23 protein-coding genes are annotated in these 23,612 nt (G+C 46.6%); 8 read left to right on the top strand and 15 right to left on the bottom strand.

What is annotated here, in order from left to right:
• Positions 1-203 precede the first annotated feature (203 nt).
• The 15 genes from E4665_RS18440 to E4665_RS18655 all read right to left on the bottom strand — a co-directional run bounded on the left by E4665_RS18440 (position 204) and on the right by E4665_RS18655 (position 16,402).
• Positions 204-1,181, bottom strand: a complete 978-nt coding sequence (locus E4665_RS18440; protein ID WP_241654637.1) for a polymorphic toxin type 15 domain-containing protein — start codon at positions 1,179-1,181, stop codon at positions 204-206.
• A gap of 89 nt (positions 1,182-1,270) precedes the next feature.
• Entirely contained in the window at positions 1,271-1,594 is a 324-nt protein-coding gene (locus E4665_RS03360; protein ID WP_135347396.1) for a hypothetical protein, read from the bottom strand.
• A 293-nt stretch (positions 1,595-1,887) separates the two neighbouring features.
• A complete protein-coding gene (locus E4665_RS03355) occupies positions 1,888-2,343 on the bottom strand; it encodes a DUF6985 domain-containing protein (protein ID WP_135347395.1) in 456 nt (151 codons plus the stop codon).
• Between the two features lie 2 nt (positions 2,344-2,345).
• A complete protein-coding gene (locus E4665_RS03350) occupies positions 2,346-4,022 on the bottom strand; it encodes an HNH endonuclease (protein ID WP_135347394.1) in 1,677 nt (558 codons plus the stop codon).
• Complete coding sequence (locus E4665_RS03345) at positions 4,022-4,345, bottom strand: hypothetical protein (RefSeq protein WP_135347393.1); 324 nt, start codon at positions 4,343-4,345, stop codon at positions 4,022-4,024. Before E4665_RS03345 ends, E4665_RS03350 begins: the two co-directional genes overlap by 1 nt.
• The gene (locus tag E4665_RS03340) at positions 4,342-5,049 is read right to left on the bottom strand and encodes a DUF5081 family protein (RefSeq protein ID WP_135347392.1); all 708 of its coding nucleotides are present in this window, start codon (positions 5,047-5,049) and stop codon (positions 4,342-4,344) included. Before E4665_RS03340 ends, E4665_RS03345 begins: the two co-directional genes overlap by 4 nt.
• 2 nt (positions 5,050-5,051) lie before the next feature.
• Positions 5,052-5,369: a hypothetical protein gene (locus E4665_RS03335; RefSeq protein WP_135347391.1), complete on the bottom strand. Its 318-nt coding sequence runs from the start codon at positions 5,367-5,369 to the stop codon at positions 5,052-5,054.
• A 6-nt stretch (positions 5,370-5,375) separates the two neighbouring features.
• Positions 5,376-5,753 carry a hypothetical protein gene (locus E4665_RS03330; protein ID WP_135347390.1) on the bottom strand — a complete coding sequence of 126 codons (378 nt, stop codon included), beginning with the start codon at positions 5,751-5,753 and terminating at the stop codon, positions 5,376-5,378.
• 38 nt (positions 5,754-5,791) lie between these two features.
• Positions 5,792-6,112, bottom strand: a complete 321-nt coding sequence (locus E4665_RS03325; RefSeq protein ID WP_135347389.1) for a type VII secretion EssA family protein — start codon at positions 6,110-6,112, stop codon at positions 5,792-5,794.
• Positions 6,093-8,954, bottom strand: a complete 2,862-nt coding sequence (esaA, locus tag E4665_RS03320) for a type VII secretion protein EsaA (RefSeq protein ID WP_135347388.1) — start codon at positions 8,952-8,954, stop codon at positions 6,093-6,095. The genes E4665_RS03325 and esaA overlap by 20 nt, the downstream gene beginning before the upstream one ends.
• Positions 8,955-9,015: 61 nt before the next feature.
• The gene (gene essC, locus E4665_RS03315) at positions 9,016-13,512 is read right to left on the bottom strand and encodes a type VII secretion protein EssC (RefSeq protein ID WP_135347387.1); all 4,497 of its coding nucleotides are present in this window, start codon (positions 13,510-13,512) and stop codon (positions 9,016-9,018) included.
• A gap of 34 nt (positions 13,513-13,546) precedes the next feature.
• Positions 13,547-14,905 carry a type VII secretion protein EssB gene (essB, locus tag E4665_RS03310; protein WP_135347386.1) on the bottom strand — a complete coding sequence of 453 codons (1,359 nt, stop codon included), beginning with the start codon at positions 14,903-14,905 and terminating at the stop codon, positions 13,547-13,549.
• A 12-nt stretch (positions 14,906-14,917) separates the two neighbouring features.
• Positions 14,918-15,157, bottom strand: a complete 240-nt coding sequence (gene yukD, locus E4665_RS03305) for an ESX secretion system protein YukD (RefSeq protein ID WP_135347385.1) — start codon at positions 15,155-15,157, stop codon at positions 14,918-14,920.
• Positions 15,158-15,321: 164 nt separating this feature from the next.
• Complete coding sequence (locus E4665_RS03300; RefSeq protein WP_135347384.1) at positions 15,322-15,615, bottom strand: WXG100 family type VII secretion target; 294 nt, start codon at positions 15,613-15,615, stop codon at positions 15,322-15,324.
• Between the two features lie 652 nt (positions 15,616-16,267).
• The gene (locus tag E4665_RS18655) at positions 16,268-16,402 is read right to left on the bottom strand and encodes a hypothetical protein (RefSeq protein WP_277752203.1); all 135 of its coding nucleotides are present in this window, start codon (positions 16,400-16,402) and stop codon (positions 16,268-16,270) included.
• 511 nt (positions 16,403-16,913) lie between these two features.
• On the opposite strand from E4665_RS18655, the gene E4665_RS03295 reads away from it, so the two are divergent.
• The 8 genes from E4665_RS03295 to rfbA all read left to right on the top strand — a co-directional run bounded on the left by E4665_RS03295 (position 16,914) and on the right by rfbA (position 23,600).
• The gene (locus tag E4665_RS03295; protein WP_167815095.1) at positions 16,914-17,204 is read left to right on the top strand and encodes a PqqD family protein; all 291 of its coding nucleotides are present in this window, start codon (positions 16,914-16,916) and stop codon (positions 17,202-17,204) included.
• Positions 17,197-17,691: a signal peptidase I gene (locus E4665_RS03290; RefSeq protein WP_135347382.1), complete on the top strand. Its 495-nt coding sequence runs from the start codon at positions 17,197-17,199 to the stop codon at positions 17,689-17,691. Before E4665_RS03295 ends, E4665_RS03290 begins: the two co-directional genes overlap by 8 nt.
• 66 nt (positions 17,692-17,757) lie before the next feature.
• Positions 17,758-19,566, top strand: a complete 1,809-nt coding sequence (locus E4665_RS03285; protein ID WP_135347381.1) for an ABC transporter ATP-binding protein — start codon at positions 17,758-17,760, stop codon at positions 19,564-19,566.
• Between the two features lie 67 nt (positions 19,567-19,633).
• On the top strand, positions 19,634-20,419 hold the full coding sequence (locus tag E4665_RS03280) for a hypothetical protein (protein WP_135347380.1): 786 nt from the start codon (positions 19,634-19,636) through the stop codon (positions 20,417-20,419).
• Positions 20,420-20,584: 165 nt separating this feature from the next.
• Entirely contained in the window at positions 20,585-20,728 is a 144-nt protein-coding gene (locus E4665_RS18050) for a hypothetical protein (protein WP_167815094.1), read from the top strand.
• 116 nt (positions 20,729-20,844) lie between these two features.
• Positions 20,845-21,981, top strand: a complete 1,137-nt coding sequence (locus E4665_RS03275) for a nucleotidyltransferase family protein (protein WP_167815093.1) — start codon at positions 20,845-20,847, stop codon at positions 21,979-21,981.
• A gap of 199 nt (positions 21,982-22,180) precedes the next feature.
• On the top strand, positions 22,181-22,540 hold the full coding sequence (locus E4665_RS03270) for a sugar 3,4-ketoisomerase (RefSeq protein WP_241654636.1): 360 nt from the start codon (positions 22,181-22,183) through the stop codon (positions 22,538-22,540).
• A gap of 178 nt (positions 22,541-22,718) precedes the next feature.
• Entirely contained in the window at positions 22,719-23,600 is an 882-nt protein-coding gene (rfbA, locus tag E4665_RS03265) for a glucose-1-phosphate thymidylyltransferase RfbA (RefSeq protein ID WP_135347378.1), read from the top strand.
• Positions 23,601-23,612: the final 12 nt, after the last annotated feature.

The following is a 23,612-nucleotide window of genomic DNA, read 5'->3' as shown; positions in this document are numbered from 1 at the left end:
GGCTGCCAACTCCTCGTTACATATATTATAATATGTAACGAGGATAAAGTCAATAAAAAAACCGCTGTATATAAGTGTTTTCGGCAGTTTTAAGTAGGATTATCGTTACACTATATGGGAATGCAGGATATCATTATCAATTATGATTTCTTCGTTAAAATCTGTAAGAATATTATTCATCTTGATATTCTCCCTTCAATTATTTAGTGGGTTAACTTGACATTTAAGTAAGTATTTTTTAATTGTTCCGATGTCATTTTTTTTGTCATCTCTCTTATTTGTTCATCGACAATATCAATTCTGTATCTCCATTGAATGCCAATAGACGAATTAACACCTTTATCGCCCATACCTCCAATGTTATCAGCTCTACCTCCGGCTATCTGGTCTGGATTGTGTAAAGCTGCTTGTGTGTCTAACCATTCATTTGTTTGCTTTTCAGCATCTTCAAGCGAAAAACCTTTTCTTCTTAACTCATTAACTTTTTCTAAGTATGCATTTTCCCTTGCAGCTTGCTGAGCAGCATTTCCTTCTATAGCACGACCTTCAGCCAAATATCTTTCTCTATTTCTTAGATACTCATCAATAGTTAGTTCATTCATGCCCTTTTCTTGGTCTTTAAGTTGTCTTTCAAACTCTTCAGCGTCATGTTTGGCACTTTGATTAAATTTCACTTCTATTTCTTTAATCCTTGGAACATCGTCCAAATGCTTAACAGCATCGCTTGTTTCCTTAATGCCTTGAACATCCTCTATTTTACTATAACTGCTTGGATGATTGACACTTTCCTTGGAAGCCATCTGCCGGAATGAGTTTTTCACATTCTGGATGAAGCCCTCTCCGCTACTAACCCCCGGAACACCCGCAAATTCCGGCTGCAGGCCTCCCAAAGAGATCTGATCGCCCAGATCAGCCCCCGCTTGCTTGACACTCGTTGCCCACGATCGACTCATCTGTCTCAGCTGGATCAGACGTCCTTTTGACGCCTGGCCCAGCGTCTTCGTGAGACCAGCGACATTCTCCGCGCTTCTCATACTGGCACGGCCGATCGTCCCGAACGCCCCGGCCGCCTCTGCCCCGGGAATTGCGTCGAGTGCGCCAAACGCCGCCGAGGAGACGCGCTCACCGGTGCTGAGCTGACGCCCAGAGATCCAGCTTTTTCCGGTGACGGCGTCGCTCATCTGCATCGCGCCATAGGCGACACCGGCAACCGCTCCTGCCGGCGGGCAGGCGATGGTCAGGACGACAATGGCTGCCCCAATGCCAAGGTTTACCCAGAACTCCTTGTCGATTTGCTTGTCCTTGATCGACTTGTAGTCAAAGCTATAGTTGTACTGGATGGCTTCCTTGTACTGGTGGTCACCTTTTCTGCTTGGTCGGAGGTGGATAACGCCTTGAAGTTCTCGTATTCACTCCGAAGCGACGCCTTCATCAGACTGCTGGTGTTGAAAAGATCATCCAGCGTGAGGTCCTTTTTCGTCACTTTCTCATAAGTGGCCACATTGGCCATCGTACTGGTCGCCTGCATTTCGGTAACATTCAGTGTGTTCTTCGTATGAAACTGACTGATCGACAGCTGCGCCATCGCGGACACAAACGCATCGATCTCCGTGTAGAAGGGGTGGTCGATGTGGCGATTGACGGCATCCCCCGCCTCTCTGGTAAACGTTAAAAGTTTCTGGTAGTCACTGTTTAATCTGTCCAGTTCACTGGAGATCGGTTTGCCTCAATTTGAGTTTTTCCATCCCCTGCCACCTCAGGCCTAAGTTTATCGTTACAAAAAGTAAATGGTAGTAACAGTTTTAAACTATTACTACCATTTTTAACTAGCATTATTTTATGCATTAAGCTATATTAATCTTTTATTTCTAGTTTCTTTATTCTAAATTATAATGCAATATTTTGTATGCCTACTTCAATTATTTTTTCATTTTCTATTCTAACAGCCAGTCCTGCATCTATATCCCAAGAACACTCAAACAAAATACCAATTTCTCTGATATTTTCCAACCTAAGTAAAACCATTTCTATAGGATTAACCAATTTAGCCATTTCACTAATGCTGTCAATTAGTGGCGCAAACTCATCAGCATCTTCTTCTAACATATCTCTATATTCTTCACATATTGAAAGATAATACTTATATATCGCAATTTCAATTTCTTTTACGTTTACTCTATTTTTAAAGTTTACATATGCTTCCCTTTGAGAATCTAAGATTTCTTTACCTTCACTTCCTGAAACTATTAAATTTACCTCTCGTTCTTCCCCAAAAATTTTTATTGTATCTTTACGCTTCCATCCATATTTAAAATATAACTCTCCAAATATGACATCTCTCATCATCATTTCCCTTTCTTCAACATAATATTAAATTCACCAACACCACCCAAGTGTTTAAATATAGGCGCATTTATAATTGACGGCACCAACTGTACAGTTTTTAAGTCATTTAATTCATGCCAAGTATATCCATTTTCTCTTCTCCAATTAGCCACATCATCTACACTATATTCCTTACCAGTACTTTCAGTCCATTGTTCAGCTAATTTTTCATCAGCTTGATAAAAATTACTAGCCCTACTATTCGTCATATCGTTAATTTTAAATTCAGCTTCTGCAAACTCTGAAAAATCTGGCATACCATTTTTATATTCTATCCCCTTTACTCCTTTTTCATCTAAAACTGATTGAACCCTAGTATCATCTGAAACGAAAGTGGATTCACCCCTCTCTCCTAACCATTTACCATTTTTACTTGCCTGACTTGGAGTAACTTTAATCCTATCATCTACTGAACTGTATTTAGGTTCAACATCATATCCTTTTGTAAGATTAGAATTTAAAACTTTCTCTTCAGCATTACTCCCCTCCTTTGATACGCTACCAATATTTTTGGAAGCCATCTGCTGGAATGTGTTTTTCATATTTTGGATGAAACCCTCTCCGCCCCCGACTCGGGAAACACCGGCAGCTTCCAGTTGTGGGCCGCCTCCCAGGGATAGGTTTGGAAGTTTTTCTCCGAGGTTGGTCGCGGTATATCTCGCTCTCACGAACTGCATGTGACTGATCTGCCTCAGCTGTATTAGGCGCCCTTTTGATGCCTGACCCAGCGTCTTCGTGAGATCGGCGACTTTCTCCGCACTTCTCATGCTGGCCCGGCCAATCGTCCCGAATGCTCCGGCTGCCTCTGCCCCGGGAATCACATCCAGCGCGCCAAACGCCGCCGAGGAAACGCGCTCACCGGTGCTGAGCTCACGGCCAGAGATCCAGCTTTTTCCGGTGACGGCGTCACTCATCTGCATCGCGCCATAGGCGACACCGGCAACCGCTCCTGCCGGCGGGCAGGCGATGGTCAGGACGACAATGGCTGCCCCGATGCCAAGGTTCACCCAGAACTCCTTGTCGATCTGCTTGTCCTTGATCGACTTGTAGTCAAAGCTGTAGTTATACTGGATGGCTTCCTTGTACTGGTCAAAGGTGACCTTTTCTGCTTGGTCGGAGGTGGACAGCGCCTTGAAGTTCTCGTATTCACTCCGAAGTGACGCCTTCATCAGGCTGCTCGTGTTGAAAAGATCGTCCAGCGTAATGTCCTTTTTGGTCACCTTCTCATAAGTGGCCACGTTGGCCATCGTACTGGTCGCCTGCATTTCGGTGACATTCAGTGTGTTTTTCGTATGAAACTGGCTGATGGACAGCTGCGCCATCGCGGACACAAACGCATCGATCTCCGTGTAGAAGGGGTGGTCAATGTGGCGATTGACGGCGTCCCCTACTTCTCCAGTAAACGTATAGAGCTTCTGATAGTCGTTCCCCAGTTTGTCGAGCGCACCCGACAGACTTTTATAGGAAAAAGAGATCCGGTGGTCCTCATCCAGGCTCTCTACGGCATCCCGGATCTGCTGGAACGCCTGATCTGCACGGCGCATCTGGTCCAGCGTCCCGCCCCAGGTGGATACATGGCTGATCGCCTCGCCCATATCCTCCCACGAACTCTGTTTATAAGACACATCGCGTCCCATCACTGCACCGCTCCTTCATCGTAGGCCTGGGCCAGTGCCTCGTCCTGGCTGGCCATGGATTCGGCCACGAACATCAGCAGCTGCGCAGCGCGGGCATAAAAATCGCCGACATCCCGCATTTTTTCAAGCGCCTGCCGATACTTGGTGAACGTGTCGGCAGCCTCTCCGTCTGCGTAATAGCAGAGACGGGCGAGCTTCCCGATCTCCGGTTCGATTTTATTTTGAAAAATCTCTGAAATTGCCTGTGCGCGCACCGCGAACCGTTCCAGATCACCCGGGTTCAGCGAGATTTCGCCGCCCCCGCCTTCCGCCATGGCTCTCATCCGGCATGCGCCTCCTGTCCGTAAGGAATATGAAGCCCATTGAACAGTTCCTTATAAAGGTAATACAGACTCGCTTTTCTCGTCTGCTGGCTCCGGATGTCCGTCCGGTACAGCTCATCCTCGATCGGAATGTAGAATGAATAGCTGTAGGGCCTCAGGTAGCCTGCGTCCTCTCTCGGCATCCACTCCAGCGCCAGCAAATCCGTCTGATCCACGCGGACGGCTTCCCACTTTTTTTCCTCTTCATCGGTGAGCCGCTGAAGCAAAAATTTATGTTCAGCTTCCGTAGGCTGGCGATTCAGGAGCGGATGCGCCTGAATCAGCTGAACAATAAACAGGCTCTTCGGCAGCACTTCCAGACGGTAGCTCTGCCACTTCTGCTGCTCAGTCAGCACAATCAGATCTTTGCTTTCCTCCTTTCGGAAGGCCACCATCTGCTGGTTAATGCGGACATAGGCTGGGCTCTGTGCATAGACTTCAAGCATTTCGATCAGCAGACCGGCCGCATCTGTCAGCGCACCGGAGTCCGTCAGCAGCCCTTTTTCCTGCAGAGAACGCTTGGCTTTGATAAAAATTTCATCATCCAGCATGCCGAGCTGCTGCGATTCTGGAAGACCAAACAGATCAATGATGTTCACAGCCGTTCCAAGCACATAAAGTTCTGCAGGTGAAAAACCGTCGATTTTCAAAGGTTCAGCACTCATTTTTACAGCCCCTTTATTTTCGCCACTTCTTCTGTTCCGGAAAAAGCGGTGATATGTTTTTCCAGAGATGAGAGAGAAGCCGCGTGTTTTGAGACCGTCTGGGTGATCCGGCGCTGGTACTGCAGTAAAAGATCCATATAAGCGACCAATGCTTTCTTATTTTTTCCGGACCAGTCGCCCTGAACCTCAATATCCGATTTCAATGCCCCACCTTTAGACAGTGCGGTTTTCAGTGCGTCATCAATCTGGTGCATACATTGAATCGCCTGATTCAGCTCGGCTCCCCTGATTTCTACGTGACTTTTACTTGAATGCCCCATCCGGTATCACCCCTTTTTACGATTTTCTTCGGCAGCCACGTACTGATAATGGTTAAAGGCCTGTTTCGCTTTCGATCTGGCTTCCTTGGCTTCAGACAATTTCATCTCAAGGGCCTGCGATTTGGCTTTCAGCTGGTCATCCACCTGTCCGCGTGATGCACTGAATTCAACGCCGGGCACTTTCGTTTTCGGTACAGGGTGCGATCCCTCATAGCTCCTGATCTGCCTTGAGATCGCAGCCACATCAGCCTCCACCTGACCGATCAACAGATTAAGGCGATGATAGAGTTGGCCGTATTTCCCACGTTTCCGCTCCGCGTCCGACAAGCCGATACCGAAGTATTTTCCTACTGCCTCGACCGTTTCGATGATGAAGTCCCCCATTGAAAGCACTCCTCTTCATTCGTATTTGCCACCAACGATCATTTGAACAAACCCATCTTCGCCGTTTCCTGCTTCACGTTCACTTTATCCCGGGTATCCGACTGCAAAAACAAGTGCTTCAGCAGTGTCTCATCATTGCGCGGTTCTTTGAATGTCAATGCCCTCACCTGTGTCGGTATCTTATGATATGATGCATCAATGTTGGTATTGATTTCACTCGTGTCGATCGTCGTGTTTTCCTTTTGAAAATGATTGGGCACTACCTTGTTCGTATTATCACCGCCATACCCGGAAACGACTACAAGGGACAAAGCAACTGCTCCGAACAGAAGCAGCTTATTAAAATGTTTCCGTTTCATTGGCTTTCTCCTCTCTTACGTGGCGAATCATCGCACGGATTCCAATGACTGCGAGTACCGGAATGACTAAAAGAAGAACTGCTACGATTCCTTTCAGAAAAGGAGCGTAATCCGGCCCGTAGGCGATGGCTAGATAGACATCGGATGCCGGATTTTGATAGGCAAAACGATCCATGCTGTTCTTCAGCAAAGGCAGCGTGAAGTAAACAACCAGAGTCGCAATGAGCAGCACACCGACAATCTCGGACAACTGATAAGCCTCACGCACCCAAGCAGATATTACAGCGATCAGCCCGATGGTGAAGAGGCTCCACATGATGACTGCACCGCCTTCAAGACCATATTGCGCCACACCGTATGCGATAATCACGCCGGATGTAATCAGCGCGAGTGCCGCTGAAATAAGCGCGTTCGCTGTTCGGCTCAGGTTACGATAGTGGTAACTGAAGTACCCGGTCAATATGCTGGCGATCAGAACGGCAAGAAGCGTCAGGAACGGCTGAGTCACAGGGGCAGCAGGTGTTGTATCCGTTGATGCGGCATTCTGGTCCTGATTCTGCGCCGCATTGTTCGGGTTGCCGAGTTGAAGACCTGCAAGATTTACAGGACTGGCCAGCTGCTGGTAAGCTCCCTGATTACGGTTGCCGGGTTCGCCCGTGTTCCCCAGCGTCTGGGAAATGGTGCTGCCAAGCTCTGCGGTCGCGTTCAGGTTCTGTCCCCAGGAACCGGTCAGCTGATTGGCGCCGCTCTGCACACCGTTCACCAGAGACTGAACGTTCTGAGAATCCTTTAAAATGGCCGATTCATTGTCAGAGACGTTCTGGAGCCCCTGATCAATTGTATTCAGCTGATCAAAGGTATTGCTTTTAAATGACAATGCGAAACCGTTGTCCACACTTGCAAAAGTCGGATCCGGTGCTGTCAGAACAAGTGGCTTAGCGATCGAGGCAACCTGTTGCTGAGTGTCAGTCATGTTACTTGTAAGATTTTTTTCTAGGGCAACTAGAGCTGTATGCTGATCACTCAATGCGTTGCTGTATGTTGCTTCATCCATATCATATTTTTTTTGGATAGCCGTTGAAGTTGAATCCATATTTTTCAAAATATCATCAGGATTTACCCTACTTAAATATGCGGTAATACCGTTTTCGCCAGTTAAATCAGTTAATACAGTATTTAAGTTTTTAGTTGTACTAGAGGTAATATTACCGATATCTGTATCTGCTTGATTAAAGTTTGAATGGTCAAGGGTCGACGAAACTGTTGGATCTGGATTTGGAGGGGCATTACTAAAAATTGTTTCATAATTTGTCAGGGCAACTTTAGTTTCACCTAAAGCGTCAAAGAAGGTATTAAGTGAAACTTGTTCGTAAGTTTTTTTTAGATCCGTAGTACTAAGAAGAGGTCCTTTAACATCTCCCAAATCATTTTGAAAAACACTATAACTTGATAACTTCTTTATATCGTCTTGCAGATCACTAACATCCTGCTCTGAATGATTCGGATATATTGGATCGGATCTTGTAGGATCTAATTTTAAATTATCATATGCATCATTGAGTGAGCTGATTGACGTGTCGACACTGTTTGTCGCAGAACTTTCAAGACCTGTTTCATAATTTAGCAACGAGGAATAGAGTTTATATAGTGCTAAATATGCATTATCATCACTAGTTTGCTGTGCTGTCAGATCCCCATTAACAGTAGAACTTTGTTGTGCGAGAGAATTTTGATAATTTGGATCTGCGGTATCCGCTACTAAATAATTCGATATAACAGTTGAGAGTGCAATAATGTTTGACTTATTAGCTAAGTACTGCTTATTATTATCGCTATTATAATATGATCTTAAACTTTCAAACTCCCCTTCTGCTGATAACGGGTCAGTAATCGTAACAGCTGTATTCAAAGGATTGACCATTCCGTCATTAAACGCACTTAGCAGCTTGTTCAGACTGTCCTGACTTTGGGTCGTGGCATCATCCACCAGCTGCTTGTTTGTATCTCTCGTTTTTTGCAGGCTCTGGATCTGCTGGTTCAGCTGGTCGCTCAGTTTATTCAGTGCATCCAGCTGCTGGTTGACCTGATTTTTCGTATCGGTCAGTGTGGTCTGCTGGCTGGCCGCGTCGGATGATGACTGTTTCGTTTCCGCAAGCAGCGTATTGATCTGGTTCAGCTGCGCACTAAAAACCTGCGCCATGTTTTGCGAGGATGGCTTGTAGAAATCAGACATGGCCTGGAGGTACTGCTTATCCTTATTCACTACATCCGTGAAGTTGCCCCTGATATAGCTGAGTTTGTCGGAAATGATCCGCCAGTAGATCTTGGAAAACTGCTGGTTCAGTGTCCCTTTCACCTTTTGCATTTCGGTCTGTATTTTGGCCGCATCTTCAGCCGTCAGCTTCGGATTGGCGGAATACGAAATAACCGCGGCCTTCGGTTGTGAATTGGTATAGGTGAAGATATTACTTGTAAAATTCGATGGAATATAAATGGCGGCCTGATAAGTGCCCTGCTTCAAGCCAGTGTCGGCGGCGCTACGGCTGACTGTCTCCCAATTGTAATCGTCACCAGAAGAAAAAAGCGGAACGATCTGGTTTCCCAGATTCAACCGTTGTCCGTTGACATCTGCCCCCTGGTCTTCATTGACAATGGCCAGGGCTCCGGTTTGCGGCGCTGCAGGGACCAGCGTTTTCGAGCTGTTTTTATTCGCAGTCTGCTGAGGCTGTGCTTTCGGCGGTGTCAGATAGTTAGGTAGAGCCCCCGAGATGCAGACAATGACGATAAAAATGACAGCCAATGAGCCCCATTTTTTCAGACGGTCAATTATTTTTCCATTCATCTTTGAAGACCTCTTTTTTGTACGATTTAGGGATTGGAGCGTAAAGCATGTGTTTCAGAGTTTAGAAATGGGCAGCATCAAAGGCAGGAGCACTGGTCAGCGGGATCATGATGCGGCGATCCTGCCCTTGATGCAGCAGATAGCCGAATCCGATATTCAGCACGGGTTCTTTGCTGGCAAAAGGCAGTGTGAATACGGTCTGATCGCTCTTTCTGATCAGCAGCAGCGCATCTTTTGAATTTTTCAGTTCCGAAACGATGGCGTCGTAGCCCTTCCATTCCAACTGGTTCCCTGCCGCAATGACATGGAATCCGATCGGAGCGAAACGCTTGATCAGATGGATCAGCCGGTCCTGCGCCTGACTGTCCGCTTTCCCACAAAAAGTATCCAGACCGTCAATCAGCAGGTAGTAAGCCGGGTAACCGGAAGCAATTTCAGCGCGTTGAAGTCCGGTATTCAGCATCTTGTCCTTCACTTCCCGCTCTCTGGTCGTAAACGTCTCTTCCATCTGATCCAGATACAGCGCGATGGTGTCGCTATCGTCGAGATACATCCAGCCGTGATGCTCCGCCGCTTTGGCAAAGACCAGTTCCTCCGAATCGCTGACGGCAATAAAAGCCTTATCGTTCGCTACAATCTGTTCCATAAAAAGCCGGATCGCATTGGTCTTGCCTTTTCTCGAATCACCAACGATGATGAACGTACCCATTTGCTGCCAGTTAACACCGAGCGGCACGACAGACTCTTCATCAAGACCGAGATAAAAAGTATCCGAAACCATCTTTTGGTTTTGAAGGAATTCCGCAGCCTCCAGCCGCTCCGGCAGCATCGGCACATGATAGATCGTATCAACCTCCGGATACTGCCGGTTGCACGCATCCACTGCGGTGCGCAGCTGATCCAGCTGTTCCCCGGCGGTTTTTGCTTCAAAGGGCAGGCCGATCTGAACGCTTTCCAGCTCATCCGTCTTGATCAGCGCCCGGCCCGGAATCGCGTCAACCGTTTTCTTGACGGAGCCGCTGAAGACTGAATAGAAGTCCGACTGGTCAACCATATAATGGGACAGCCGCACCGGAAGACTGGCCAACAGATTCGGACGGAGGCCGTTTGAACGCGACACCGAAAGAATAAACTGAATTCCGAGACTTCCGCCCTCCCGTGCCCAGCGGACAAACAGTTCTTCCAGGTCATCGGCCGCTTCTTCTCTGATCGCTTCAAAGTTGTCAACGATAATTTTGAGGTAGGGCAGCTTGTCACTCCCCTGTTCGTTAAAAAGTCCCACATTCGGGACACCGGTCCGCCGGAACAGATCCTTACGATGCTGAATTTCCTGATTCAGCCATTTGGCGAACTTCTGGATTTTTTCCTTTTCATCCAGACGGAAATAATCTCCGGTATGATGCAGTTTTCTGAACGGAAGAAGTCCGCCGCTGCCGAAGTCAAACAAATACAGCTGTACCTCTTCCGGCGAATAGCGCCGCGCGGCTTCCAGCAGATAGGAACTGATCGTCGTCGTTTTTCCAAAACCTGACGCCCCAAAGATAGCGATGTTCCGTTCTTTTTTCAGTTTCAGGTAAACCGGTGTCTGCTGCTGTTTCTCCGGATGGTCCGCAAGACCGATCATGATTCGGTCTTCTTTTTTGTCTTCCTGAGAAGCTTTCGGACGGACAAGATGAGCAGGCAGCGGGGCGAGCCACGGACTCGCCAGACGCTCGATGCCCATCTTGTCGCACAGATCGGCAATCGACTGGACAATCACATCCAGTTCCGTTTCTTTCTTAGCTTCAACCTTGGACTTCGCGTGAACTTCAGAAATCGGATAAAGTCCAGTGTCCCTCACGTAATAAACGTCGTCTTCCGATGTATAGATGTTCTTCTCATAGGGCGCCCCGCTCCAAGCGGACTGAAAAAGTTCGTACATTTCATTATTCCCGACCTGCAGGTAGCCGCGTCCTACCTGTTTGAGTTCGGCCGCGTCATTATTGCCCAATATGTCGTTGCTGTCCGATGTGTCCTGAACGCGCAGGGCGATTTTAAACCGCGAATTACTGCGGATCTGGTCATCGACAACACCGGCCGGCTTCTGCGTCGCCAGAATCAGATGAATACCCAGGCTGCGCCCGATACGGGCCGTTGTCACCAGTTCGCGGATAAAATCCGGCTCCTCTTTTTTAAGTTCCGCGAATTCATCGGAAATAATGAACAAATGCGGCATCGGCAGCTTGATTTTGCCCTGCTTAAACAGCAGCTGATAGTCATCGATGTGATTAATATTGTATTTTGAAAAAAGCATCTGACGCCTGCGGGATTCGCTTTTCACCGCCGCAAGCGCGCGTTCGCTGAAATTATTCTCATCATTAATATTGGTCATTGTTCCGAGCAAGTGAGGCAGTTTGTCGAAAAGCTGCGCCATGCCGCCGCCTTTAAAGTCAATCAGCAAAAAGGCGACATCATGTGGATGGAAATTAACCGCTAGTGACAGAATGTAGGATTGAAGCAGTTCAGATTTACCGGAACCGGTGGTACCTGCCAGAAGTCCGTGCGGTCCATGTGCCTTCTCATGAAGGTTCAAATCGAGCACATCGTTCTTGCTCCGGAGCCCGATCGGCACCGCCAGCGACTGGATCGGATTGTGCTCAGCCCAGCGTTTCGGGATCTGCAAGTCATCCACATCCTCCGCGTGCATCATATCAAGAAAGGTCACGCTCTCAGGTATGGAATTGGTAAAACCGCTCCGGTGTTTGAGCGAAGCCAGCCTCCTGGCAAAATTCTCGTTGCCCTCTTTTGAAAACGGGTCAATCCGGAATGTCTGTCCATTGGCGATCTTGTTCAGGATCAGTACATCGCCCTCGGTCTCATTAACATAGCGGACAACAGAATTGATATTTTCGTTCAGATTGTCTTTGGTGTTGGCAAGGAATATCGAGCTGACACCGATATCCGTGCAGTCTCGGTTCAGAAATTCTGTGATTTCGTGTTCATGGATCAGCTTGTCCGAGGCAATGACAAAGACCAGATGCGGAAGAAAGACCTTTTTCTCCTTATGGTCCGCGTGCTCCCTTATTTTCAGCTGTTCATAGATCCCGGGAAGCAACTGATCACGAGTCTGTTCGCTGTAGATCAGGTTTCGCCCCTGAGTACTCATGCTCTTCAGATGCGGCAGCCATTTCAGCCAGGCCCACTCCGCATATTCTCCTTCATCGAACAGAAGCACCAAGTGCAGATCGTGATAGCTGTGAAAAAAAGCGAGCTGGAGAATCATTTGCTGCACCGCTTTGCGGATAATGGAATGCTTGCCGACAATACCAAGCGGCCCGTCAAGCAGACGGAGGGTCAGCGGCACATCCTTAATCTCACGGTAATGATCCAGAATCGTTTTTGCCTCACGGTAAAGCGCGTCGAATGAACGGTTAGACAGGTCCTGTTCGCTGCCTTCAACCACATAATCCGGAGGCAGATTGGTGAGCCCGAGCCTGAGATCCAGAAAATCATCATCGTCCCGGCTTCGTTCCCAAATGCGCGGGCTCAGCTGTCCGGTTAGTTCCTTAAGTCTCGCGCTGCCTGGAAATTGGTACCGGAGCACAAACCGCTGTTTCTCATAAAGCTGATTTAACTCCTCACGTTTTTCTTTAAGGTACTTGGTGTAGTTGTCCTTTCGCTCGCGCCCTCGTTCTTTTGAACGCCTTGATTCACGGAAATAAGAAAAAACGGAAGTGACAATCGTCGACAGGAACATTACTATTGAGATCAGCATATAGATACCGCTTGGTTGAATAAAAAGGACGGCGACCATCACAAGCATCATGACCGCGGGTGGAAGGATCGTAATCCAGAGGTTGCGCCCGCCATCGCCTTCAGGATCGGAAGGCCAGGAAAATTTCACTCTTTCCTTCGGCCGTTCGTAGATCAGGCGCGGCATCCTCTGATAGTCCGGATATTTATCGACAAGCATCGTCTCCGGATCGCGTGCCGGGAAAAGCCGGGTCTCAAAACGATCCCCTGCAGCAAGCGCCATCAAATCGTCCGACAGCACGGTCCATTCATTCAAGTGCCACGAAACAACATCACCGTTTTCAAGCAACGTCCCACGACGCACACGTTCGCCGTTGACGAAAATCCGGCTTTCTTCATTTGCTGGAAATACCCGCCATCCCCCCAGCTCCTTACTGAAAAGAAAACCCGTACCATCCTTAATCTGCTCAAAGGAAAAGTCCGCCTCAGTGTCGACGGACACGGAGATCTGATTTTTCCGACCGACGTAGTAGCTTGTTTGTCCAGACGGGTCAGGTATTTCGTGATAAATGATTGTCACTTCTTCATCCGCCTGACTCCGAAACAGTCGTGGCTCACCGCTCGCTAAAGAAACCGTTGTACCTTGTCCCCGATAACCCCACTCTTTCTTTCGGGAGTCCCAAATGAGCTGAATCTTTTCATCCAACTTGACGGGAATGGTGATGGTGTCGTCCAGTTCACTGCCGATGACCATTTCTTTTTTATGAAAAGGCTGCAAATCCACAACCTGAACATGTTCATCTGTAAACAGCCATAAATTCTCCATTCAAATTCCCCCTAAAGGCTCTTTCATCCGTCGGTTACTTCCCGCCAGAGGATCCCAAAGACGCGCCGCTCTTTTTCTGACTTTGAGAACTACCGGATGGTCCGGATGAACTGCCTGTACTACCCGTCGAAATACCCTGCGAGCTCCCATTTCCGGTTACGTCGGCATTCGTCACACTGCTGCCGCTCGTGCCGGAATTTGACCCGGTATTGGTTGTGCTGTTTACCGGACTGCTGCTTGAGCTCTTCATCAGATCGCTATATTGTTTCAGCTCGGAATCAATACTCTGCAGCCGTGTCTGTTTGGTCTGGCCGCTGATGGACAAATTTGCCTGAACCGCGGCTTTTTCCTTCAGAAGCGCATAAGCGATCAGCATGCGGTCATTCAGCGATCTCGCGGTATTCAGCGCGCCGGATGTATCACCGCGGCCTGTCTGAATCCAGTATTGGTAATAAAGCAGGTTGCTTTGGAGGGTCACGTTATTTAAAATATTGCTTTGCTGCGCGGCGGTCAGTGCCTCATTCTTGACGTAGGATACAGCCAGTTCGTATTGAGCCACCTTCGGCATACTGTTGTAGGACACTGAATTCAGCGTGGTGACAACATTGCTGTACTGGCTTTCAAGAAAAAATTCGTGACTTTGCTGGAAAAGATTTTCTCTTGGCATTTGAATAATAAATGCATAGATTGTAAGAATGATCAGGGGAATAAGCAGGACAATGCTGCCAATCATTATGCCGTTTTTGGCCAGGTTTTTTCTTTTCGGAAGCCTGACGCTCAATCGTTCTGCGGCAATCTCTTTGATCCGCTCCTTCTCTACAAGGCGCTTGAGCGATCGAAAATCTTCGCAGCGGAATAGATTTTTGACAAACCGTACGGCTTTCGCGTCAAAGTCAAATTTCAGATATGTATCAAACGTATTGGACGGATCAAATAGAAAAGCAATCGTCGCCTTAACCTGCTGCAGCGCTTCTTCAGCACTGTAATCTATCGGAGGCAGGCTGTCTTTGATTCCATAATGAAGAAATACAGGCTGAAATCCTGGTGTGAAGTAAATATTTTCAGGAAAGCAGGACGGAATAACACGTGAAGGTTGACGGTTGGCAAAAAAGTGAATCAGATTGCTGGCGAAAATCAGTTTTTCCATCAGTGTTTCCTTATTGAGATCCTCAAAGGGCTTCAGTTCATGATTTTCCGTAGCCGCAACGATAATTTCATCCTCAGTAGCTTCTATTTTCCTGCCGATCCCGTCCTCAATGCTTTCCAGAGCACCCAGTTCCTCCACATCTCGGAGCGGAATTTTGACACGCTGAAAGGTCAGTTTGTACTGTCCGTCTTTTTTTTCGATTCCAGCATCAAATTTGGATTGAAAAAAACTGTTTGAAAGTACCATAATTGTTCTCCTTCACAATACTGTAAGCTTATCGCCGTCCGAGATTTTTTTATCTTTCAAGATATTAAATCCACGGATCATTTGCGCTTTGTTCGAAACCCGGACCCAGCAGCCGGTTCGGGGCGCTTCCTGTATTTCCGCAATCGTCCAGACCGTCCGGATCAACTGTTTGACAGGCTGCCTGTCCGAAACTCTCAAATCCAGTGATCCATGTTTGTAGTGGGATAAGTCGATCGTGATATTGATATACATTGATGTCACCACACATTTTATAAATTGCACTTTGCACTCAGACTTAGGTTGATTCGTGTTTTGTTCAGCAACTTATGCCGTTTCCATTAATTCTTTATAAATTCTTAAACGGTACAAAAAACCGAAACCCCGACAGAGGGCCTCGGCCAAATAAAAAGCATCGATTATCCGTTGATCTGACCGGCGATCTGCTGGTCGGTGTCTTCCAGAATAGTGGCACTCTTCCCCAACTGCTGGTCGATATCCTGAAGCAGCTGCTGCATCTTCTGGAAAGATGGGCGCAGCCGTTCATACTGGTCTTTAAATGCGCGGCTTGAGGCGCCTTCCCATACCTGAGCCAGCTGATTGATCATTCCGTCCAGACGTCCGATCAGTTCACCCGTGTTCTGTGATTCCTGTCCATACCTTCTCGCAAAGCCCCTCAGTTCATCCGGGGTCAGCCTGATTTGTCCTGCCATGATAAAGCCTCCTCATTTTGGTTGCACGCGCGCGCATGCCGGAAAATTTATGATTGAACCGTCGGATGGCGGCTTTTCCGCTGAATAGAACTTCCCATGCCATGAAAATAAGACCAACAGACTTAAATACCACTTTTCCAAAGTAAGCAGTTACATTTTCTTAAATTATAGAAAAATACGTGAAAAACGGACACAGCCAAAAGACACAAATTTTTCAATAATATACGGTCAAAAAAATAATATCCGACAAAATAAGACAGAATATGGCGGGCCTTTGGAACCAGGATGATTTGGAAACGATTACATTTTTTTGAGATAAACAAATCTCGGTCCTTTTCACTTTTACTTATTTTTGTATATATTTTAAATGCTTCAAGACCGAAACTGCGCAGCACATTTTGCAACCGACATGTGAATTTCAACCATATAATCTCCGTAAACGGGTATCATCACATGATAGATGGGCTCTTTAACGGACAGGTGATGCTCTCGGCACACTGCATCAGTTCTTCACAGATGGTGAAAAGGGACTTCTCATCCTTATTTATAGCCCAGATCATTATCGTTTGGGTGAACCAGACAGAAACTGACACTTCTCGTTGTGGTTCAGGATCATGTGTCAGTTCTTTGTTCTGTCTTATTTTTTTCCTAATCACATCTCGATGGACAGACGTTCTTCAATCCGGTCACAATACTCTTTCAATCGTTCAATGTGTCCTTCCAGCTCGTCCAAACGTTCGTTTGCCTCCCGAACTAATTCGGCTAAAGATCGATTTTCATTGTTCATGACTCCACCACTCCTTAAAATGTGCTATTTGATATAGTCGTACCGGCATTTTTCATCGATTTCGCCATATTTTGGGCAGCATTTCCTATATCCAATATTATATTGTATTTCCCCAATATGTTTATTTTGTACATTATATTCACCTGTTTATAATCTCAATGGCCCCATAGCCCATATTTCTCATCTCAAGCGGCTGACTTTCTTCAATTCGACCATGGACTCATAATAATGCTTCCATTCTAAATCGCATTCACATTTTTTACTCCGTGTTTTTATCCGATCCTCAGCCGTAACGTAACCGTTTATAAAAACTTTTGCTCCCTAAACTACTTTCAAAGAATATTTGCTCCAGAACTGAATATTTCTCCATACATGAGCTCAAAACGGACATAGAAAGAGGCTGAATGAGGAACACGCGGGTAATGCCTCGCCGTGTACTATTTTTGGGTATAAACGATTCGCTGAGAAAGCGATGTGGTCCGTTCTGAATAGCAGGCAGGGAGATGAATTTATGGAGGCCTATTACATTAAAAAAAAGAATTGCGAAACTGTCCAGGTAGATGATGAAGATAACATCATGATCATCAATTTAGATGATTCAACAGTGACCAACCTGAACCGTGCAGGGGGAAAGTGCTGGTCACTATTGAATGAGAAACAAAGTGCGGATACGCTCGCTCACTCTCTGCTTCGGGGAGAAGAATCTCCTTCATCAGAGCAGGAAGATATCAATCATCTGAGGGCCTATATTCAAAGCTTTCTGGATCAGATGGTTGATTGCGGGTTAGTCAGGAATGCCTGAAAACAGCAAGGGCAGAGGGAGATCCATTGTACAAATCGGAGATGCCGTCCGCCGGCAGATCCAGGCAAAGCAGCAAGTTATTCTTACCGCCCACGGGCAAAGCATGTTTCCCTATATTCAGCAAGGTGACCGCTGCACATTCATCGACTGGAACACGGCTGATTTAAAAAAGGGCGATGTGGTCCTTTATCAGAGTCAAACAGGGACGCTTGTTGCCCACCGGCTGCTGGCTGACAAAAGAGACGAGCTCAGTCATCTTTTTTATATCATTAAAGGCGATACAAATCTGAAATCCGATCCTCCCGTCTATCCGGATCAGATCATTGGCGTACTGGCGCATATTAAGCCTTCACGGCGCGTCATTCGGATTTCCCATCTTTTCTGTCGGATCTGGTGTCCATTCGTGCTTCACATTTCTTTCGCCTCACGGCTGCTGCATAAATATCTTACTTTCCGCAATCGGATTTCAAAAAGAATAAGGCCTTGATATTCGTTTTCAGGGATATAAGCATTCGAATAGGTAAATCGTCAACGGGCCTGGGGGTCAAAGCAGATGAGAAAATGGTTGGGCTATGACAATTTTAAAAAAACATTCACCCTTCTTGGACCTCATCTCATGAAGCATTGGGTTTCTTATGCGGGGCTTACAGCAGTAATGATTGCACAACTTTTGTGTGCGCTTGCCTTTGCCTCTTTTTTAGGACAAATGACAGATGCTGCGATTCACAGTAACTTCGCAAAATTGACAGGACTGACGTTTGGCGGAATCGGCATTGTGTTCGGAATGGTGTTCATCGGCTACCTCAACACCTATCTTCAGTCTTCAGCCATCTACGGGGTAAAACGCGATTTGAAAATGGCTCTTTTCCATCATACACTCCTTCTTCGTGCCAATGTGATGTCCTCCATCCGATCCGGTGATTTAATATCCCGTTTCGACAATGATCTGAATCAGATTGAAAACATGCTGGGCAGCCGGTTGATTGACTTGCTCCGCTACCCACTGGTTTATTGCAGTGTTTTTATCTATCTCTTCCATATTAACGCTCTGTTATCATTGATCAGCTGGGGAATTGCTCCGGCCGCGATAGCCGGAAGCGCGATCTTTGGTGTGCTGATGCGCCGGAACAGCCGGTATATTAATCATCTGACCGGCGCAAATACACAAATCGTAAGCGAAGCCCTGCAAGGATTCCTTGTGATCCGTTCATTTGTTTTGCAGCACTCCTTCTTCAGCCGTTATGAGAAACAGAACCATGAACTGTTCAGACTGGAGATGAAGAATGCAAAGTTACGGGGACTTTATTACGCCGGGGGTGAGACAGCCAGCAGTTTAACTTTTTTTTCCAGTCTGAGTCTGGGTGCCTATTTGATCTCTTACGGGGAAATGACGATCGGGGCTTTGATGACTTTTATCACCCTTGTTCATTATCTTGTGTTTCCATTGACAGGTGCGGCCGGAAATTGGGCGGCCTTTCAAAAGGCCTCCGGATCCATAGAGCGGATTCAAGCCATTCTGGATCTTCCGCTTGAGGCACCAGACCTTCCCCCTTCCGCGATCAGTGCTAAAACGTATCCGTCCACGCCCCAGTCCATTGACTTTGATCGTGTATCGTTTAGTTATAAGCCGGAACTGCACGTGCTGAATCAGTTCAGCCTTTCCGTTCCTGCCGGCAGGAAAACGGCCATCGTCGGATACAGCGGAGCAGGAAAAACAACGCTGTTCTCCTTGATTCTTGGCATTTATCAGCCGCAGGCAGGCACGATCCGGATCAATGGCCAGTCCATTCAGGACATGTCCGTGTATGATCTGAGAGCGCGTATCGCCCATGTCCCGCAGGAAGCCACTCTTTTCAATGGCACCATTAGGGAGAATCTGTTACTCGGGCGCCAAAAGTCACCGGCCGAAATTGTGAAAGCAGCCCGAATGGCAGCGATTGACGACTTCATTCAAACTCTGCCGGAAGGTTACGAAACACAGGTAGGCGAACGTGGCCTGATTCTCTCAGGAGGGCAAAAGCAACGTCTCGCAATCGCCCGGGCACTCCTTAAGAATGCGCCGATTCTCCTTCTTGATGAAGCTACCTCTGCTCTGGACAGTGAAACCGAAGAGAAAGTGAAGACAGCCCTTGACCACTTAATGGCGGGCCGCACGACCCTCATTATTGCGCACCGGTTGTCAACCATTCAAAATGCGGATCACATTGTCGTCATGGAAAAGGGGCAAATTGTTCAGGAGGGGACACATAACAGCCTGATGGCAATGGGTGGACTCTATCGAAGGCTTCACAACGAGCGGGAAAATCCCGGCAGTTATGATGCTATAAAGGTGATGGGATTAAGCGTCCGGAAGACTCGCTAGTCCGTTGTGAAGCAAAATCACATGATCCGATTCCTATCAATGATAGAGAAGGGCAGGAGAATCATCTATGTACCAGAAAATTTGCCAGATCGATGAACAATACGTAAAAATCACGTGTGATTCATCCTCACTATGGGAGTACGTTGAACCCAATTTTATCACCGTTCCCTCCACTGTGCCGGATCAGGCCGACATAGAGATTGATATTCTTGGAGACTATGGGATCCCTTTTACCGGATTCACTGTCCATGTCGCCGATCTTAACCGTGCCGTACTTTTCAAACGTGATGACTACTTGATCGCAGCTACACCGGATTTTCGTAAGGCGGTCATTAAGGCCCATGATTTTATGGCATTAAAACATGCTCTTCTGAACTTTTACAGTTCCTATCTGATTCATCATCAGTCAGGATTACTGATCCACTCATCATGTGTGGTTGATCACGGGGCAGCGCACCTGTTCGCTGGAATATCTGGTGCCGGCAAGTCGACTGTCGCCAGATTGTCCTATCCACGTAAACTGCTCTCTGACGAAGCGACTCTGATCAAAGTCTCGCCGGAAGCAATTGACGTCTACAATTCTCCATTCCGAAGCGACATTCCAGCAGCCGATGGAGGAAATTCCTGTGCTCTGAAAAGCATTCAGCTTCTGCATCAGAGTTCACAAAATCAAAGGACCCGTGCCGCTCAGGAAACCGGATTTAACCAGCTGTTTGAAAGAACATTCTATTGGCCATGCAAAGAGCAGGATGTGCTGACGATCCGAGCACTGTTAAAAAAAGTTGTTGAGCGGGTCCCCGTTTACGATTTGTCCTTTCAAAAGAACAGCACCTTCTGGACGTTGATTTCTTGATCCCTGCCAGATGTTTCCTCAAGAACAGTAATCGATCATCTCTTTGCAGACAGTTCACTTGGAAAGAAGGTGATAATCATGTAAACCGCTGAATATATAGAATCTGGGGCACTCGGAATCTATAAGAATACTTCCCTCGGATTCCTTGAAAGGAGGTGAAAAAATTTGAAAATGGCTGAAGAAAACAAAAAGAATTCACTTCGTCCGATGGTATTAAATCACCAGCAGATTCAATTTGAAACAGACGATCATCGCCACAAGCCGGGAGAGAACCCAAGTGACGGCAATAATGGATGGGGCAACGGCTGATTTACTTAACAAGGGGCCAGCGTACGATGGTCGTACGCTGGCCCCAAAAGTTAAGAACCCTCTTGGTCGCGTTTATTCCACAACGACTTATGACAGGCAGATTGAGGAGCGTAAAAATGCTGAAATTACTTCACGCCATATACGATCGAAAGAGCCCACTTCCTCAGAATGAAGGGTACTATCACGAGATTCTGAAAAGCGCTCAATCTGGTCTGATATCTTCACAGCTCTATTATTTAGTAACCATCCAGAACCTGACCAGCCAGGTCCCCTCATTCTTCCTGCAGGCTCTCAAAGAACGTGCGATGCAGAATCTGTTCATCAGTACATTGATCCAGAAAGAACTGGATCCTATTCTTGACCAATTCGAGCGGCAGAACATTGAAGTGATGCCGCTAAAAGGCCTGCTCTTTGCTGAAAAATATTTTGGATCACGCGTGGCAAGAGGTACATCGGATATTGATCTCCTCGTCAAACCGGTTCAACTGGATCAGGCGATTCAACTCGTGAACAGTTTGGGATTCACCTCTGTGGTCCAATATGAACCGGAACATTTCCACAAAGTCTTTGCGAAAAAAATGCCTCAGTTTCATTTTCATCTTAATGTAGAGATTCATTGGCAATTTCTCAGAGAGAAAACATCCTCCCTGGACATGGATCTCATATGGAGAGATTCGACACAACTCAGGCAATGGCGATATGTCAGAGAGCCTTCTGACTTTCACGCCTTTTATCTGACCTGCCTGCATGGCTGGAATCATGAACTCATCAGTTGGAAGTACTTTATAGACATTATTCAAATGATTCATGCACTCAATGATCAATTGAGCTATAAAGATTTATTCTCATTTGCCCGAGAGCAGAAGACGTATCGGCGGATTGCCCATACCTTAATCATCGTCTACCATGAATTTCCGCACCTGAACGAAAGGCTGCCTCTTACTCTTAAAGCAGATTCAACATTCTGGTGGAATGCATCAGACCTCTCCTCGGATCATCGTTTAAAAGCAACGATGCGCGTTTTAATCAAACGCGTGAGACAGATTGGTGATTACGACAACTGGCGGCAGAAATGGGTCTTCTTAAAACGGGTGGCACTGCCGGATCCGGTGATTATGGCACGGATTATCGGATCGGATAAAATGAGGCTTCCACGGCTTGCGCAATATATCCTGTTTCTGTTCAAATGCTTTACTGAAATCATGCGGTCAATTCCAGCTTTTTTCAGCTCTTTAAGAAAGAGAAACACCTAGCCTGATCAAGCCTGCTCATCTGGGTCTGCTTAATCAATGACGCTCGTATAACGATACTCTGAATTTCAAAATAGATACACGTGATTCCCATGGGGCAACTGAAATCAGGAGGGGATAACAATGTACAACTGTGCACGATTGAAATTTAAGGACATTGCACGTCAAGACGGCCATTTGACGTCCATTGAAGGAAAAGTTGATGTCCCTTTTAATATTAAACGGGTCTAATTACATTACCGGAGTGTCACAGGAAGCAGAAAGAGGGTTTCATGCTCATAAAAAACTGCACCAGGTTCTTATTTGCTTAAATGGTTCAATAAAAATAAAGCTAAAGACCCCAATCGAAGAGGACATAATCGAGTTAAACGACCCGTCGGAAGGCTTGTATCTTGGCCCCCTCGTATGGCATGAAATGTTTGATTTCACAAAAGGGAGCGTCCTTTTAGTCGCCGCCTCAGAACATTACTCTGAAGAAGATTATATAAGAGACTACAATCTCTATTTGAATAAAACAAGCGAAACATTTCGGATGAATCGAGTGAGCGGCTCAAAAATGTGACAAACACTTTTTAAGACTCGTCCATACTCTGGGTGATCCTTATTTTAAATAGGCTATGTTTAAATTCAATGTTGTTTTTGCCCTTCGTTGATCGGAGCGGAAAGCGAGCGCCTGGAGCGAAAAGCAACAGACCAGTTTAACAAAGCCTTTAAATAAAATGCTGCTGAGGTGAAATTTTTTGAAGGGTATTGTCATGGCAGGTGGAAGCGGTACACGTTTATACCCGATCACACGGTCAATATCAAAACAATTGTTGCCCGTCTATGATAAACCAATGATTTATTATCCATTGTCTGTATTATTGATGGCGGGAATCAGGGATATTCTCATTATTTCAACTCCTGAAGATCTGCCCCGTTTTCAGGAATTACTGGGTGACGGGTCGAATATCGGAGTACAACTGCACTATAAAATACAACCAAAGCCTGACGGACTGGCTCAGGCTTTTATATTGGGCAAAGAATTTATCGGCAACGAGCACGTAGCCCTTATACTTGGTGACAATATCTTTTATGGGGATGATTTCAAAGGTATTCTGCATCGAGCCGCATCCCGAAATAAGGAGGCCACAGTATTTGGCTATAATGTCAAGGATCCTGAGCAATTTGGCATTTTAGGGTTTGACCGAACGGGTCATGTCACATCAATAGAAGAAAAACCCAAGAACCCTAAATCCAGCTATGCAGTAACCGGTCTTTATTTTTATGATAACCAAGTCGTAGATATAGTCCATGACATAACCCCTTCTCCCCGTGGGGAGCTGGAAATTACTGCTGTTAACGAAATCTACTTAAATCAGGGACAGCTAACCGTTGAACTGCTTGGACGCGGTTTTGCTTGGCTGGATACAGGCACTCATGAGTCTTTGTTGAGCGCCTCCCTCTTTATTCAAACAGTGGAGAACCGACAAGGCCTGCAAATCGCGTGCCTTGAAGAAATTGCTTACCGCATGGGGTATATTAATGAAGAGAAATTATACCAATTGGCTCAACCCTTAAAGAAAAACGGATACGGTCAATATCTGCTGAACTTATTAAAGGAGCATGCTTTAAAGCTTTGAATCGGAGGCTGA

Source organism: Sporolactobacillus shoreae, assembly GCF_004684935.1.
Classification (GTDB): domain Bacteria; phylum Bacillota; class Bacilli; order Bacillales; family Sporolactobacillaceae; genus Sporolactobacillus; species Sporolactobacillus shoreae.
The sequence above is the reverse complement of the archived record's forward strand: the minus strand, read 5'-3'. Positions and strand labels throughout refer to the sequence as shown.